Source organism: Pseudomonas sp. GM24 (genome assembly GCF_000282235.1).
In the GTDB taxonomy this organism is placed as follows: Bacteria; Pseudomonadota; Gammaproteobacteria; order Pseudomonadales; family Pseudomonadaceae; genus Aquipseudomonas.
Genome location: NZ_AKJR01000394.1, coordinates 6,415 through 19,892, shown reverse-complemented (window position 1 = coordinate 19,892; position 13,478 = coordinate 6,415). Strand labels below are relative to the sequence as shown.

The following is a 13,478-nucleotide window of genomic DNA, read 5'->3' as shown; positions in this document are numbered from 1 at the left end:
GGCGATTGTGGATTCGGCACAGCAGGATCAGGTCGGCGTATCTTTTAAGCATCCCCCAATCAGTCCCCTCTCCCTTCGGGAGAGGGCTAGGGTGAGGGGCTCGCTTTTAGCCCTTGCCTTTGGTGCGAGTCATATTCGGCCCGCCATTCTTCTCAAGATGCTCAATGATGATCCCCGCCACATTCTTGCCGGTGGTGGTCTCGATCCCTTCCAGCCCCGGCGACGAATTCACTTCCATCACCAACGGCCCGTGATTGGAACGCAGGATATCCACACCCGCCACTGCCAGGCCCATGACCTTGGCCGCGCGCAACGCGGTCATGCGTTCTTCCGGGGTGATTTTGATCAGGCTGGCGCTGCCGCCGCGATGCAGATTGGAGCGGAACTCACCCGGTTTGGCCTGACGCTTCATCGCCGCGATCACTTTGTCGCCGACCACGAAGCAACGAATATCGGCACCGCCGGCTTCCTTGATGTACTCCTGAACCATGATGTTCTGCTTCAGGCCCATGAACGCCTCGATCACCGATTCTGCTGCCGTGGCGGTTTCGCACAGCACCACGCCGATGCCCTGGGTGCCTTCCAGCACCTTGATCACCAGCGGCGCGCCGTTGACCATGTCGATCAGATCGGGAATGTCATCCGGCGAGTGAGCAAAACCCGTCACCGGCAGACCGATGCCGCGCCGCGACAGCAGTTGCAGCGAACGCAGCTTGTCCCGCGAACGGGCGATGGCCACCGACTCGTTGAGCGGAAATACCCCCATCATTTCGAACTGGCGCAACACCGCGCAACCATAAAACGTCACCGACGCACCGATCCGCGGGATCACCGCATCGAAGCCTTCCAGCGGTTTGCCGCGATAGTGGATCTGCGGCTTGTGGCTGGCGATGTTCATGTAGGCGCGCAGGGTGTCGATCACTACCATTTCATGCCCGCGCTCGGTTCCGGCTTCGACCAGACGGCGGGTGGAATACAGACGCGGGTTCCGCGACAGCACAGCGATCTTCATGCAACACCTGTGGAAGAGGTAGATACCGGGAACACCGGCTTGTCTTGTACATATTTGATGCCCGGATTGACCACCAACTGGCCATCGATCAGGGCTTTGGAACCGAGCAACAGGCGATAGCGCATGGACTTGCGGCAGGCGAGCGTGAACTCGACCGGCCAGACCCGATCACCGAGGGCCAGGGTAGTGCTGATGACGTAGCGCACCTGCGCATGGCCGTTGGAGCTTTTGATGGTTTTGCGTGTTACCAGAGGGGCTTCGCAGCGGCGGTGGCGCAACTGCACCACCGTGCCCAGGTGCGCAGTGAATCGCACCCACTTCTCGCCGTCGCGTTCGAACGGCTCGATGTCGGTGGCATGCAGGCTGGAGGTGCTGGCGCCGGTGTCGATTTTTGCTCGCAGGCCCGCAACTCCCAAATCCGGGAGCGCCACCCACTCGCGCAGACCGACAACGGTCAAATGGTCAAATGTCTTCAAAAAAATGCTCAACCGTGACAACCGCTTCAGCCCGCACGAGGCCGGATTCGCGGTATTCACGCAGAATAAGGGTTAAAAGGCGACAGATTTCTACAGCCCGGATTTCCGGCCCCGGAAGCAGGCGCCGAAACGCGCGCATTGTAATCCGGGACGCGGTCATTCATGACATGAGTGAAACGGTAGTACAGTTCATCAATATTTCAGAATGAGGAAATGCCATGGCACAAAAAAGCGAAGAGGACGACAAGGTCCGTCTCGACAAGTGGCTGTGGGCCGCGCGTTTTTACAAAACCCGTGCCTTGGCCAAAGCAGCGATCGAGAGTGGCAAGGTGCATTGTCGCGGCGAGCGCTGCAAGCCTGGCAAAGAGCCACGCATCGGCGATGAGTTCGAGATTCGTACCGGCTTTGAAGTGCGTACGGTGAAGGTCGAGGCGTTGTCGATTGTTCGACGCGGCGCACCCGAAGCGCAGACGTTGTATGCGGAGACCGAGGCGAGTATTGCCAAACGTGAAGCGGCTGCGGCAATGCGCAAGGCGGGGGCGTTGGGCGTGAGCACCGACGGCAAACCGAGCAAGAAGCAGCGGCGGGATTTGTTCAAGTTTCGCGGCAGTAGTAACGACGAATAATCGCATTGTTGCTGCTGGCCTCTTCGCGAGCAGGCTCACTTCCACAGGAGATTGCATTCTAATGTGGGAGCAAGCCTGCTCGCGAATCGAGGGCGCAGCCCTCGCCGAAGACCGCTCGGTATCAGGCGCTACGCACCACACTCATCCGCGCAACCAGCGGCAACTTGCCCAGCAACACAAAAATCGGCGCCGTCACCTTCAGCCAGAAGTTCGAGGCGTGATATGCAAACGGCGTGTAGTAACCCCAGCCCAACGCCCACACCGCGAGTAGCACACCGCCGATGTAATCGTCCTGACCCCAATGCGCACCGGCCACCAGGCGCGGCAGCATGAACAACAGCGCCAGGCCCCAGATCGTCACGAACTGGCCGGCCGTACGGCTGAACACGCCCATGAACAGCGCCCAGATCAACAACACCGAAGCGTGGTCACCGGGAAAGCTCTGGCTCGAGCGATCCTTCACTTCCCAGGTTTTTTCCAGATTCGGGAAGTAATCGCTGATGTGCACAGCTCCCTCAAGCATCATCGACGGGCTGCTGTGCTGCCAATCCATATGGTCGGCGAACTTGGAAAACAGTGCGCGAATCACCACCATCAATAGCAGGATCGAAAGAAAACCGAAAAAAGCCCGGCGCACGTCAATCGCCTTGAACACCCAGTCGCCCTTGATCAGCAGCGTCAGCAGGATCAAGCCCACGACGATGTCGAACGGACGCATACTTGCAATTGCCCAGATGTGGAGCCATATGGGGTTGCTGGCCAGTGGTGCATTGAGTGAGCGGAACAGCCACTCGTCGAAAATCACACACAGCGAGTTACCCGTAGGCCATAACCAGAAAGCCAGTAGCGCTAATGGCACTATGTTGCACAGAACCAGCCGGCCGAGGTTCCACCTTGATTGGAACAAACCCGGATTGTTCATAAAATGCCTCCCATGGCAGAGCAGTCGGCACCAAAAAGAGTGCCAAGAAGTGCAAATTTTCACGTCTTGTAACCATTTTGTCACCACATTCAGATACCCAAAATTATGACCGACCTACCGGATACCGATTTCACCCAACGTTTCATCTTTGATGACAGCGACACACGCGGCGAGCTGGTCGCACTTGAACGCAGCTACGCCGAAGTCCTCGCCAAGCACCCGTACCCGGAGCCGGTTGCACAACTGCTCGGCGAATTGATGGCGGCGGCCTCGTTGCTGGTGGGCACCTTGAAGTTCGACGGCTTGCTGATTCTGCAGGCGCGTTCCGAAGGCCCGATCCCGATGCTGATGATCGAGTGCTCCAGCGAGCGCGACATCCGTGGTCTGGCGCGTTATCACGCTGACCAGATTGCTGCGGACGCTACCCTCGCCGATCTGATGCCCAATGGCGTTCTGGCGTTGACCGTCGACCCGACTGTCGGCCAGCGCTATCAGGGCATTGTCGATCTCGACGGCGAAACCCTGTCCGATTGCTTCACCAACTATTTCGTCATGTCGCAACAGGTCGGCACCCGCTTCAAGCTGTTTGCCGACGGTCGTCGCGCTCGCGGCCTGCTGCTGCAGCAACTGCCGGCTGATCGTCTGAAAGACGAAGAAGATCGCGCCGCCAGCTGGCAGCACATCACCGCACTGGCCACCACCCTGACCGCCGATGAATTGCTCAGCCTGGACAACGAAACCGTACTGCATCGCCTCTACCACGAAGAGCAGGTTCGTCTGTTCGATGTGCAGAAACTGCGCTTCCGTTGCAGTTGCTCGCGGGAACGCTCCGGCAATGCGTTGGTCAGTCTGGGTCTGGAAGATGCGCAGCAATTGGTGGTCGAACACGGTGGCAACATCGAGGTTGATTGCCAGTTCTGTAACGAGCGCTACCTGTTCGATGCCACGGATGTTGCTCAATTGTTCGCTGGCGCAGGCGTCGACACGCCGTCAGATACCCGGCACTAAAACGGTTCAGCGCAGGTAAATTCACTGCGTAACGACGGAATTTCGCCGTTACGACGGGAGGACCCTACTCTTTTTGGGCTTTTCTGGCATAATCCGGCCCACTTTTTTCGCGGTAGTAGTGCACGACTTTCTACTACAAAACGTTTGGAGCACACTCGGCCACTGGCCGACGGGGAACCTCATGACGCAAGCCAATAACGCCGTGTACACCGATCTGAGTGTTGATGATCTGGTAAAAGAAGCCCTGAACCGCGGTGAGGGCGAGCTTGCCGATACCGGCGCTCTGGTTGTTCGCACTGGTCACCGCACCGGTCGTTCGCCTGTTGACCGTTTCATCGTTGAAGAGCCTTCCACCCAGGCCGCTATTGCCTGGGGCCCGATCAACCGCAAGTTCCCGGCCGACAAGTTCGACGCGCTGTGGGCTCGCGTAGAAGCATTCAACAACGCGCAAGAGCACTTTGTGTCCCACGTGCATGTAGGCGCGGCGGAAGATCACTACCTGGCCGTGAAAATGACCACCCAGACTGCCTGGCAGAATCTGTTCGGTCGTTGCCTGTTCATCAACCCGGCCCAGTACAACCCGGCCGGTCGTGAAGAGTGGCAAGTGCTCAACGTGGCCAACTTCGAGTGCGTGCCTGAGCGTGACGGCACCAACTCCGACGGTTGCGTGATCCTCAACTTCGCACAGAAGAAAGTGCTGATCGCCGGCATGCGTTACGCCGGTGAGATGAAGAAAGCCATGTTCTCCGTGCAGAACTTCCTGCTGCCGGCCGCTGACGTGCTGCCAATGCACTGCGCTGCCAACATCGGCGAAGAAGGCGACGTGACCCTGTTCTTCGGTCTGTCGGGCACCGGTAAAACCACCCTGTCGGCCGACGAAAGCCGTTACCTGATCGGTGACGACGAACACGGCTGGGGTGAAGGCGTGGTGTTCAACATCGAAGGCGGTTGCTATGCCAAGTGCATTGACCTCTCCGAGAAGAACGAGCCGGTTATCTGGAAAGCCATCAAGCACGGCGCGGTGCTGGAAAACGTCGTGATCGACGACGCCAAGCACGCCGACTACGCCGATGTCAGCCTGACCCAGAACAGCCGCGCCGCGTACCCGCTGGAGCACGTAGCCAAGCGTTCCGAGCACAACCTCGGTGGCGAGCCAAACGCTGTAATCTTCCTGACCTGCGACCTGACCGGCGTACTGCCGCCAGTGTCGATTCTCAACGAAGAACAAGCGGCCTACCACTTCCTGTCCGGCTACACCGCGCTGGTGGGCTCGACTGAAATGGGTTCGGGCAGCGGCATCAAGTCGACCTTCTCCACCTGCTTCGGCGCACCGTTCTTCCCGCGTCCGGCTGGCGAATACGCCGAGCTGCTGATCAAGCGCATCCGCGGCTTCGGCTCCAAGGTCTACCTGGTCAACACCGGCTGGACCGGCGGCGGCTACGGCGTCGGCAAACGCTTCAACATCCCGACCACCCGCGCAGTGATCGCAGCGATCCAGAGCGGCGCGCTGATCGGTGCAGCCACTGAACACCTCGACACTATCAACCTTGACGTGCCACTGGCCGTACCGGGCGTTGAAACCAACCTGCTCAACCCACGCAACACCTGGGCTGACAAGGCTGCGTACGACGAGGCTGCGAAAGCACTGGCCGGTCTGTTCATCGAGAACTTCAAGAAGTTCGAAGTGAGCGACGCGATCAAGGCTGCAGGGCCGAAGTTGTAAGATTGGTTTGTTGTGAATGAAAAAGCCGCCCTTTAGGGGCGGCTTTTTTGTGGGCGAAAACAAGACTAACTGGCAATATTCCCGCAGAAAATGGCCTTAACTACCAGAATACTGCCACTTAAAGAGCCAGCTTTTCGCCAATGCAGCGGTCAAAGATCGCCACTAGCCCCCGATAATCACATGACACAGCATCAATGTTTGCTGGGACCCAAGCGTCATCTTTAACCAGCCACCAATCGACTGGGAAGCCTGCGTTAATAATGATTTGTTCAAATAATAGGCGTTGCGCTCGGCCATTACCTTCGCGAAAAGGATGGATGACATTCAAATCGCCATAAGCCTCAGCGATGTTCACCACAAGTTCTGGTTTGCCCATTCCCGCGAACCACGCCGAGCGCTCCATCACGCTAAAGATTTTTTGCGCTTCTGGAAGAATTCGCTCTGCAGTGCAGAAAAATGGTTGTCCCTTTTTGATGTTAACGGTACGCAACTGCCCGGCCCAATCGTAAACATCGCAAAAAAGAGTTTTATGGGCGTGCTGCAGGACACTTAAATCATAAGGAGGGGGGAGAAGACGAAATCGACTGATCGCGATTTCCGAGAGCTCTCGCTCTGCATTTTGCAGTTCTTCTTCAGAATGGATGTCGAGCAAGTTACGCAGAACATCACTATGAGGGTAGCAATAGGGGTCTTGTCCGACCCCATATTTGTCCGTCATTAACGTGCAGTCTGACGATATTTTTCAATGACCGATTCCCTTGATGGAAGCGGTTTCTCGGCATCGGCACGGCTGGTATCGAAACCTTCCAGACGTAAGCTCGCCAGATAGTTTGACCGGCGTACTTTGTCGTAATAAGCCTGCTTCTGCTGGAACGTCAATTCGCTCATTTCATAGGCCTCTTGGTGCAGGACTCCAGTGTAGCGCAATCGTGTGGAGTGATAGGTCGGGATTTTCGATCCTTAAAGCGAGGCTGTTCATCGAGAGTCTGTTGGTTTTTTTGAATCATTTTGCCAGCCTTGGATATACGCGATGGTGCACATTCACCACGCAGAATTTCGTCCATTTCTCGCACGCTTTCCATCAGCTCATCAAAGAATTTGCTTATGGTTGCTCCCATGGTTGATTACCGTTTTTTGATCGCTCTCACAGAGTGCATAAGAGCGATACGATCACTCGATTTCAGGCTGGAGCCTTCCAGTTGAGCATCCGCTGCTGCGCAACCTGCAGCAGGTCGCAGCCGTCCTGCGTCAGCAGATAGAGGGCGTGGGTGATGTGGGGTATGTCTTCGACGTCGGCTTGTTTGAAGTTGAGGCAGTAGAGGGTTTTTAGCAGGTCGCTTGAAGCGCGCAGGCGCTGTACGGCGCATTCGAGGATGTCTTGCGGGTTGGCCTCGGTGTCGATGAGCAGAGGCTTGGTGTCTGTGAGATTGGATTCTAGTGGGCGGTAGCGTTCGGTAAGAAACTGATTCCATGTTTTCATTTTAGATATCTCTGAAGGTATCGAAAAACCGCTGCTACCGTGACCAAGCGGTGGAGGCGGGCTGTGTTCAAGTTGGTCAAACCGGCAGAGATAACCCGGTACGCCGAAGCGTCCCAAACACAGCCGCCATAAAAAGCGTGCCGACAGAATGTGCTGGCAGCATACAAGGGCATGCATCAGTTATCTCTGTTTTCAGGTGACCAAACCTGAGCCGCTGATTGCTTAGCGACAGCCACGACTATAGGTTCGCGCCCTCAAGTGGCGATAGGCGACAAAGCGTCTGGTTGCGTAGGAACGGGACGAAGATTTCATCAGACGTTCCTACCAACGCTTCATCTTTTTTCAACGCAGGTGTTTATACGCAGAAACATCCAACAAACTCGTCGTCAGCCCCGTTGCCGGCGCGTAGATCGAACCCTTCACCGCCGAAAACGGCACGCCTTTGCTACCCAGCGAAACGTAGCGCTCACCTTGATCCAGTTCGGTGAAGTAGGTGTAGGAAACGCTGTGCATCTGCTTGTAGCGCGATTCGTCGGCGACGATGGCGCCAGTCAGGCGCAGCAGATCTGTTTCGCTCAGGTTCAGGGTTTTGTTCAGTTGCACGCCCCAGCGCTTGAGGCAGGTTTCGGCGAGGTGACGAACGATGCGGCCAGGCTCGACCAGCGTTTTCAGGTCGCCGCTGTTGGTGGGCACGCCACCGTCAGCTGTGGCGTTGCCGGCCATGGTCGCGTGACGGCCGGCCATGGGGTAGACGCTGGTTTTGGTGCCGGTGGCGGTCTGCGGGATCACACAGCTGAAACCTTTGGAACGTTCATCACGGGCATAGAACGCAACATATTCTTTGACGTTGGCGCCAAGTTTTACGCGCTGATCCTGGAAGTTGCCGATTCCCGGTACTGGATCAAGAGCAAATATATTCACCGGAATATTGTTCAGCTCTCGATCATTTAACATCGCATTGGCCAGCATGTGGCAACTTATGCCGCCGCGACTCCAGCCCACCAGATTGACCTGAGTGGGAATAACGCCATCCTTGCGAAACGTCTTGATGATCTGCTCCTGTAACTTCTGTTGGGTCACGCAGCGATCGCCATAATTATATTTACGCCAGAGCCACGAACCTTCGATTTTTACATCCTCAATAGGAATGCCAGCCGCTTTAAGGCGGTTGTATTCGGCCTCGGTGAGTTGTTCGCGCTGCCAGTCGCATTTGCCCTTGATGATATTGATGGCATGCCGCACGTTTTCCTCCCAGCCTTTGCCAAACAGCGTGCCGGTAAGACCGTACTCCTCGGTCTTGGTGAACAGATCGTCGGCTTGCAGGTTGCCACTGCCAGGGCCGTCGACCACGATCCACTCGGCGAATTCCCGGCCGGTATGGTTGGATGCCAGTGTGGAAACCAGTTCGCCGTCCCAGAAGTTTTCATGGGTAGTGTCAAACTTGTTGGATCCGGTGCCGCAAAAAAATATGGTTAAAACTGTCATGGTGTTGCTCTCGTTTAGTTGTAAGAGCGAACAAGTTAGTGTCAGTTGCATGTATAAATAAAGCGTGGTGGTGTTTCCGTATTTGTAGTGTGGTTCAGTTGTATGTTGTTTGCGGTGGTTTTTGTTTGGCAACTTCAAGTAAGTCGCAGCCATCCTGCACCAACAGATAAAGTGCATTGACGATGTTGGGAATATCTTTCACGTCTGCCTGCTTGAAACATAAGCAGTAGAGCGTTTCCAGCAAATCCCCGGCCGCCCGTAAACGCTGATCGGCGGCATTGATCAGATCCGTCTGGCTTGAGTGGCTGTCGATAAGCAGTACCGGGTTTTCGCTGTAGCAGGTCTTGAGGGGGCGATAGCGGTTGATCATGGTGAGGCGTGTCCTGTTCGAAGGCGCTGGGGCGGGCCGGCAGCGGGTTTGCAGCCGCGCCGGCCACTATAGAAGGGCGTTTCTCTGTGGGACAAGACAGCTGCAATGGACAGTATTCGTAGGGGTTTTTCCGTGTTTTGAGGAAATGCCCTACGTGTTTTCGCAGCTTTTTCAGGCCAAAACCCTTAGGCGTAATAATTCCTACGTGATTGTCAGGCGATTCGCGGTAAACCGCTGTATCGTGCGCGCCAGAATCTGTAGGGCGTTTCCAAACGTCTGACACGCGCTTAAAGGGAATTAGGTATGCACTGGCTACGAATGGCCGCAATTTTATTGCTCGGGCTGGGCACTTGCCGTTTGGCCATGGCCTCTGAAGTTGGCAATGCATGGGTGCTGGATCGCCTCGATCGCACCGACTGGCCGGAGGCCCTTATCAGCCAGGCGAACATGGACACGGCTTCACGCGGTGAGGTGTTGATGTTCGCTAAAGCCCTGCTGGCCAGCGAGGCGCTGGATGAGGAAGGGCTTGAGCAGCGACTCGGTGTGCCCCACGTGCAACTGAAGTCGATTCGCCACGTGCGCGACGGCCTCTGGGAGGGATTGCTGAGCACCTATCGCAACGCCAGCCAGAACTGTGATGAGCAACCGTTTTGCCCGCGTGTGCGCAGCGTCGCTGACTTGCGTCAGTTGGCGGCAGCGTTTACCGGCGACATCAGCCCGGCCCATGCGTTGTGGGCGAGCAAAAGTCAGGGCGTGCATGAGCAGATGCTGAATGAGCAGTTGCGGGTGGCGGTGTTGCGTCCCTGATTTTTTAAGCTTTGTGATGTGGCGACTGGCCTCTTCGCGAGCAGGCTCGCTCCCACAGAGTGCCACGGTGTTCGTGACATCCGCTGTATCATTCCGAATCGATTTGGCCCCGACCTTTTCTCGACTCGCTGCGATCGCCCGCTAGGCTGTTGGCATGGCAGCAGTCAATGGAGTGACAGCGAATGCACAACACCCTGGAACAGGTTTTTGGTTTTCCACAGTTTCGACCCGGTCAAGAAACCGCGATCAGTGCGGTGCTGGCCGGGCGCTCGGCGGCGGCGATTTTCCCCACCGGTTCCGGCAAGTCGATTTGCTATCAATTGCCGGCGCTGATGCTGCCGCATCTGACATTGGTGGTCTCGCCGTTGCTGGCGTTGATGCAGGATCAACTGGCCTTTTTACAACGTCACGGTATCTCGGCGGGCAGCATCGATTCGGCGCAGAGTCGCGATGATGCCAATGACGTGATGGCTCGCGCCCGTTCGGGTGAATTGAAGATTCTGATGATCTCGGTGGAGCGCTTGAAAAACGAGCGCTTCCGCAACTTTCTGCAGCAGGTGCCGATCTCGTTACTGGTGGTGGACGAGGCGCATTGCATCTCGGAGTGGGGCCACAACTTCCGCCCCGACTACCTGAAGCTGCCGGACTATCAGCGCCAGTTCAACATCCCGCAAACTTTGCTGCTGACAGCCACCGCAACGCCGAAAGTCATCGCCGACATGCAGGCCAAATTCGCTATCGCCGCTGACGATGTGGTGACCACCGGTTTCTATCGGCCCAACCTCAATCTACTGGTGGAACCGGTACGTGGCCAGGACAAGCGCCGGCGTCTGGTGGAGTGGATGGCCGAGCGGCCGGGGCAGCCAAGCATCGTCTATGTGACCTTGCAGAAGACTGCTGAGCACATCGCCGAACACCTTGAGCGCAACGGCATTCAGGCCGAGGCGTATCACGCCGGTTTAGCCCACGACAAACGCGAAGCTATCCAGAAACGCTTCATGGCCGGGCAATCCAATTGCATCGTCGCGACCATCGCGTTCGGCATGGGCATCGACAAAAGTGACATCCGCAATGTCGTGCACTTCGACCTGCCGAAATCCATCGAAAACTACAGCCAGGAAATCGGCCGCGCCGGGCGTGACGGGCAGCCGTCGGACTGTCTGGTATTAGCCAATCGCGACAGCCTCAATGTGCTGGAAAACTTCGTCTACGGTGATACGCCGGAGCGTGACGGCATTCGTTATGTGCTCGACGAACTGAAAGCTTCGGTGCCGGAAGGGCAGTGGGAGTTTCTGCTTGGGCCATTGGCGGATCAGAGCAATATTCGCTCACTTCCGCTGAAGACATTGCTGGTGCAACTGGAACTGCGCGGCTTGATTGCGCCGCGCTACGCCTACTACGCCGAATACCGTTTCAAATACCTGCTGGAACCCGAAGCGCTGCTTGAGCGCTTCGAAGGTGAACGCAGGGATTTCGTCGCTGCGATCATTCAGACCTCGGCGCGCGCACGCACCTGGGCCACGGTGAATTTCGAGGCGATGTACTCGCAGTATTCCGCCGAGCGCAATCGAGTGGTGAAGGCGCTGGATTATTTTCAGGAGAAGGGCTGGGTCGAGCTGGAAAGCAAGCAGATGACCGAGGTCTATAGCCTGCTGAATAGTGACTTTGACAGCGATGCCCTGAGCGCTGAGTTGCATGACTATTTCACCCGGCATGAGCAGGCCGAAGTGGCGCGCATCCACACGATGCTTGAAGTCTTCGCCAGCGAGCGCTGCCTGGGCTATCGCTTGGCCGAGTATTTCGGTGATCACAATGCGCCCGAGCAGTGTGGGCATTGTTCAGTGTGTCACGGCCAGGTTGCGCGGTTGCCGGCGCCACCGGAGTTGCCAGCGCTTGTGGATAAAAACTTTGCGGCGTTATGTGGCGATTTTATCCACAGGCACGAGCAGCACACTGGGGTGATTCCAACGGCTGAGCGGCTGACGAGGTTTCTGTGCGGGATCAGCGTGCCGCTGTTCACCAAGCTCAAGGCGCGTGCGATTCCCGGGTTTGCGGTATTGGAAGAATATCCCTACGCCGAAGTCCGCAGCTGGGCGCAAGAGCACCTCTGATCGTTGTAGGAGCTGCCGAAGGCTGCGATCTTTTGATGTTGATTTGTTCAAGATCAAAAGATCGCAGCCTTCGGCAGCTCCTACATTAAGTGTCATCAAGGCGGGGGCTCTATCCATCCGCTGAATGTCGATCATCACGGTAATAAACTTCAAAAACTGTCGTTGGCTGACTATGGTTGAGGTCTGTCTTTGGATCGCCAACAAGAGAACAACATGAGCCAGACATCCTTCGATATTCAGCAGGCCGCAGTGATCGGTGCGGGCACCATGGGCCGGGGCATTGTCATGTGTCTGGCCAATGCCGGCGTGAACGTGCAGTGGGTGGATAACAATCCACAGATGCTTGAACAGGCGCTCGCCACAGTGGCCGAGACTTATGCACACAACGTGCGCCAGGGCCGGATTGATCAGGCCGAAGCGGATGCACGTATCGCTCGGGTCAGTGCGGCGGCGGATTACCCGGCGATTCGCAATGTCGATCTGGTGATCGAGGCGGTGTACGAAAATCTTGAGCTGAAGCAGAAGATCTTTCGTGAGCTGGATGGCTTGCTCAAGCCTGAAGCACTGTTGGCGAGCAATACATCGGCGCTGGATATCGATGCGATTGCTGCGGCGACAAGGCGTCCGGAGCAGGTGCTGGGTCTGCATTTCTTCAGCCCGGCGCACATCATGAAATTGCTGGAAATCGTTCGCGGTGCGCAGACTTCCGCGGCGGTGCTGGAAGCGGCGCTGGCGCTGGGCAAACGCATGGGCAAGGTCAGTGTGGTGTCGGGCAACTGCCACGGCTTTATCGGCAATCGCATGTTGCATCCGTATGTCCTGGAGGCGCGCAAGATGCTGCTCGAAGGCGCTTATCCACAGCAGGTCGACGCGGCACTGCAAGGTTTCGGTTTTGCCATGGGACCGTTTCGCATGTACGACGTGGTCGGCATCGATCTGGAGTGGCGTGCGCGCGAATTGGCCGGCAAGGGCCAGGATGCGCCAGAGGTTCAGGTGGACAACCGCTTGTGCGAGATGGGCCGGTTTGGCCAGAAGTCTGGCAACGGTTATTACCATTACGAGCCGGGCAGTCGTCAGGCCGAGCACGATCCTGAGGTCGATGCGCTGGTATTGCAGGTCAGCGAAGGGTTGGGCTTCCAGCGCCGCGAGATCGGTCCTGAGGAGATCCTGGAGCGCAGTCTTCTGGCATTGGTCAACGAGGGTGCGAAGATTTTGCAGGAGGGCATTGCCGAGTCTGCACACGACATCGATCTGGTGTACCTGAACGGCTACGGCTTCCCGGCGGACAAGGGCGGGCCGATGGCCTGGGCGGATCAGCAGGGGCTGGCGGATATTCATCAGCGCTTGCTGGCGCTGGAGACGCGGCAGGGCGATCAGTGGAAACCGGCGCGGTTGATTGGTGAGTTGGCGGCGCAGGGTAGGCGGTTTGCTCAGGATTAGTGTTGAAGTCAAAATCTT

14 protein-coding genes are annotated in these 13,478 nt (G+C 57.0%); 6 read left to right on the top strand and 8 right to left on the bottom strand.

Annotated elements, in window-relative coordinates; all coding sequences use genetic code 11:
- Positions 1-106: 106 nt before the first annotated feature.
- Both rimK and rimB read right to left on the bottom strand, forming a co-directional pair.
- Complete coding sequence (rimK, locus tag PMI23_RS29005) at positions 107-1,012, bottom strand: 30S ribosomal protein S6--L-glutamate ligase (RefSeq protein WP_007949201.1); 906 nt, start codon at positions 1,010-1,012, stop codon at positions 107-109.
- Positions 1,009-1,488, bottom strand: coding sequence for a retropepsin-like aspartic endopeptidase RimB (rimB, locus tag PMI23_RS29000; RefSeq protein ID WP_007917936.1), 480 nt, complete (start codon positions 1,486-1,488; stop codon positions 1,009-1,011). The genes rimK and rimB overlap by 4 nt, the downstream gene beginning before the upstream one ends.
- 218 nt (positions 1,489-1,706) lie before the next feature.
- Between rimB and PMI23_RS28995 the strand changes: the two genes are divergently transcribed.
- A complete protein-coding gene (locus PMI23_RS28995; protein ID WP_007917939.1) occupies positions 1,707-2,114 on the top strand; it encodes an RNA-binding S4 domain-containing protein in 408 nt (135 codons plus the stop codon).
- Positions 2,115-2,235: 121 nt separating this feature from the next.
- Here the strand turns inward: PMI23_RS28995 and PMI23_RS28990 are convergent, their stop codons facing one another.
- Positions 2,236-3,036 (bottom strand): phosphatase PAP2 family protein, encoded by an 801-nt coding sequence (locus PMI23_RS28990; protein ID WP_007917940.1) that lies wholly within the window; start codon positions 3,034-3,036, stop codon positions 2,236-2,238.
- A gap of 105 nt (positions 3,037-3,141) precedes the next feature.
- Here PMI23_RS28990 and hslO point away from each other — a divergent pair, with 105 nt between their 5' ends.
- Entirely contained in the window at positions 3,142-4,044 is a 903-nt protein-coding gene (gene hslO, locus PMI23_RS28985) for an Hsp33 family molecular chaperone HslO (RefSeq protein ID WP_007917941.1), read from the top strand.
- Between the two features lie 181 nt (positions 4,045-4,225).
- The gene (locus PMI23_RS28980; protein WP_007917942.1) at positions 4,226-5,767 is read left to right on the top strand and encodes a phosphoenolpyruvate carboxykinase; all 1,542 of its coding nucleotides are present in this window, start codon (positions 4,226-4,228) and stop codon (positions 5,765-5,767) included.
- 118 nt (positions 5,768-5,885) lie between these two features.
- Here the strand turns inward: PMI23_RS28980 and PMI23_RS28975 are convergent, their stop codons facing one another.
- The 5 genes from PMI23_RS28975 to PMI23_RS28960 all read right to left on the bottom strand — a co-directional run bounded on the left by PMI23_RS28975 (position 5,886) and on the right by PMI23_RS28960 (position 9,102).
- Positions 5,886-6,485, bottom strand: coding sequence for a Fic/DOC family protein (locus PMI23_RS28975; protein ID WP_007917943.1), 600 nt, complete (start codon positions 6,483-6,485; stop codon positions 5,886-5,888).
- Entirely contained in the window at positions 6,485-6,655 is a 171-nt protein-coding gene (locus PMI23_RS29640; RefSeq protein ID WP_007917944.1) for a YhfG family protein, read from the bottom strand. The genes PMI23_RS28975 and PMI23_RS29640 overlap by 1 nt, the downstream gene beginning before the upstream one ends.
- A gap of 292 nt (positions 6,656-6,947) precedes the next feature.
- Positions 6,948-7,247: a hypothetical protein gene (locus PMI23_RS28970; RefSeq protein ID WP_007917945.1), complete on the bottom strand. Its 300-nt coding sequence runs from the start codon at positions 7,245-7,247 to the stop codon at positions 6,948-6,950.
- 342 nt (positions 7,248-7,589) lie between these two features.
- Positions 7,590-8,732: a hypothetical protein gene (locus PMI23_RS28965; protein WP_007917947.1), complete on the bottom strand. Its 1,143-nt coding sequence runs from the start codon at positions 8,730-8,732 to the stop codon at positions 7,590-7,592.
- 94 nt (positions 8,733-8,826) lie between these two features.
- Positions 8,827-9,102, bottom strand: coding sequence for a hypothetical protein (locus PMI23_RS28960; RefSeq protein WP_007917948.1), 276 nt, complete (start codon positions 9,100-9,102; stop codon positions 8,827-8,829).
- Between the two features lie 303 nt (positions 9,103-9,405).
- Between PMI23_RS28960 and PMI23_RS28955 the strand changes: the two genes are divergently transcribed.
- The 3 genes from PMI23_RS28955 to PMI23_RS28945 all read left to right on the top strand — a co-directional run bounded on the left by PMI23_RS28955 (position 9,406) and on the right by PMI23_RS28945 (position 13,460).
- Positions 9,406-9,909, top strand: a complete 504-nt coding sequence (locus PMI23_RS28955) for a hypothetical protein (RefSeq protein ID WP_007917950.1) — start codon at positions 9,406-9,408, stop codon at positions 9,907-9,909.
- Between the two features lie 182 nt (positions 9,910-10,091).
- A complete protein-coding gene (locus tag PMI23_RS28950; RefSeq protein WP_007917952.1) occupies positions 10,092-12,020 on the top strand; it encodes a RecQ family ATP-dependent DNA helicase in 1,929 nt (642 codons plus the stop codon).
- A gap of 213 nt (positions 12,021-12,233) precedes the next feature.
- Complete coding sequence (locus PMI23_RS28945; protein ID WP_042705072.1) at positions 12,234-13,460, top strand: 3-hydroxyacyl-CoA dehydrogenase; 1,227 nt, start codon at positions 12,234-12,236, stop codon at positions 13,458-13,460.
- Positions 13,461-13,478: the final 18 nt, after the last annotated feature.

Coding starts and splice junctions, on each gene's coding strand:
- PMI23_RS29640 (WP_007917944.1), bottom strand. CDS start 6,655: ATGAGCGAATTGACGTTCCAGCAGAAGCAGGCTTATTACGACAAAGTA.
- PMI23_RS28955 (WP_007917950.1), top strand. CDS start 9,406: ATGCACTGGCTACGAATGGCCGCAATTTTATTGCTCGGGCTGGGCACT.
- PMI23_RS28945 (WP_042705072.1), top strand. CDS start 12,234: ATGAGCCAGACATCCTTCGATATTCAGCAGGCCGCAGTGATCGGTGCG.
- hslO (WP_007917941.1), top strand. CDS start 3,142: ATGACCGACCTACCGGATACCGATTTCACCCAACGTTTCATCTTTGAT.
- PMI23_RS28990 (WP_007917940.1), bottom strand. CDS start 3,036: ATGAACAATCCGGGTTTGTTCCAATCAAGGTGGAACCTCGGCCGGCTG.
- PMI23_RS28965 (WP_007917947.1), bottom strand. CDS start 8,732: ATGACAGTTTTAACCATATTTTTTTGCGGCACCGGATCCAACAAGTTT.
- PMI23_RS28995 (WP_007917939.1), top strand. CDS start 1,707: ATGGCACAAAAAAGCGAAGAGGACGACAAGGTCCGTCTCGACAAGTGG.
- PMI23_RS28950 (WP_007917952.1), top strand. CDS start 10,092: ATGCACAACACCCTGGAACAGGTTTTTGGTTTTCCACAGTTTCGACCC.
- PMI23_RS28980 (WP_007917942.1), top strand. CDS start 4,226: ATGACGCAAGCCAATAACGCCGTGTACACCGATCTGAGTGTTGATGAT.
- PMI23_RS28975 (WP_007917943.1), bottom strand. CDS start 6,485: ATGACGGACAAATATGGGGTCGGACAAGACCCCTATTGCTACCCTCAT.
- PMI23_RS28970 (WP_007917945.1), bottom strand. CDS start 7,247: ATGAAAACATGGAATCAGTTTCTTACCGAACGCTACCGCCCACTAGAA.
- rimK (WP_007949201.1), bottom strand. CDS start 1,012: ATGAAGATCGCTGTGCTGTCGCGGAACCCGCGTCTGTATTCCACCCGC.
- PMI23_RS28960 (WP_007917948.1), bottom strand. CDS start 9,102: ATGATCAACCGCTATCGCCCCCTCAAGACCTGCTACAGCGAAAACCCG.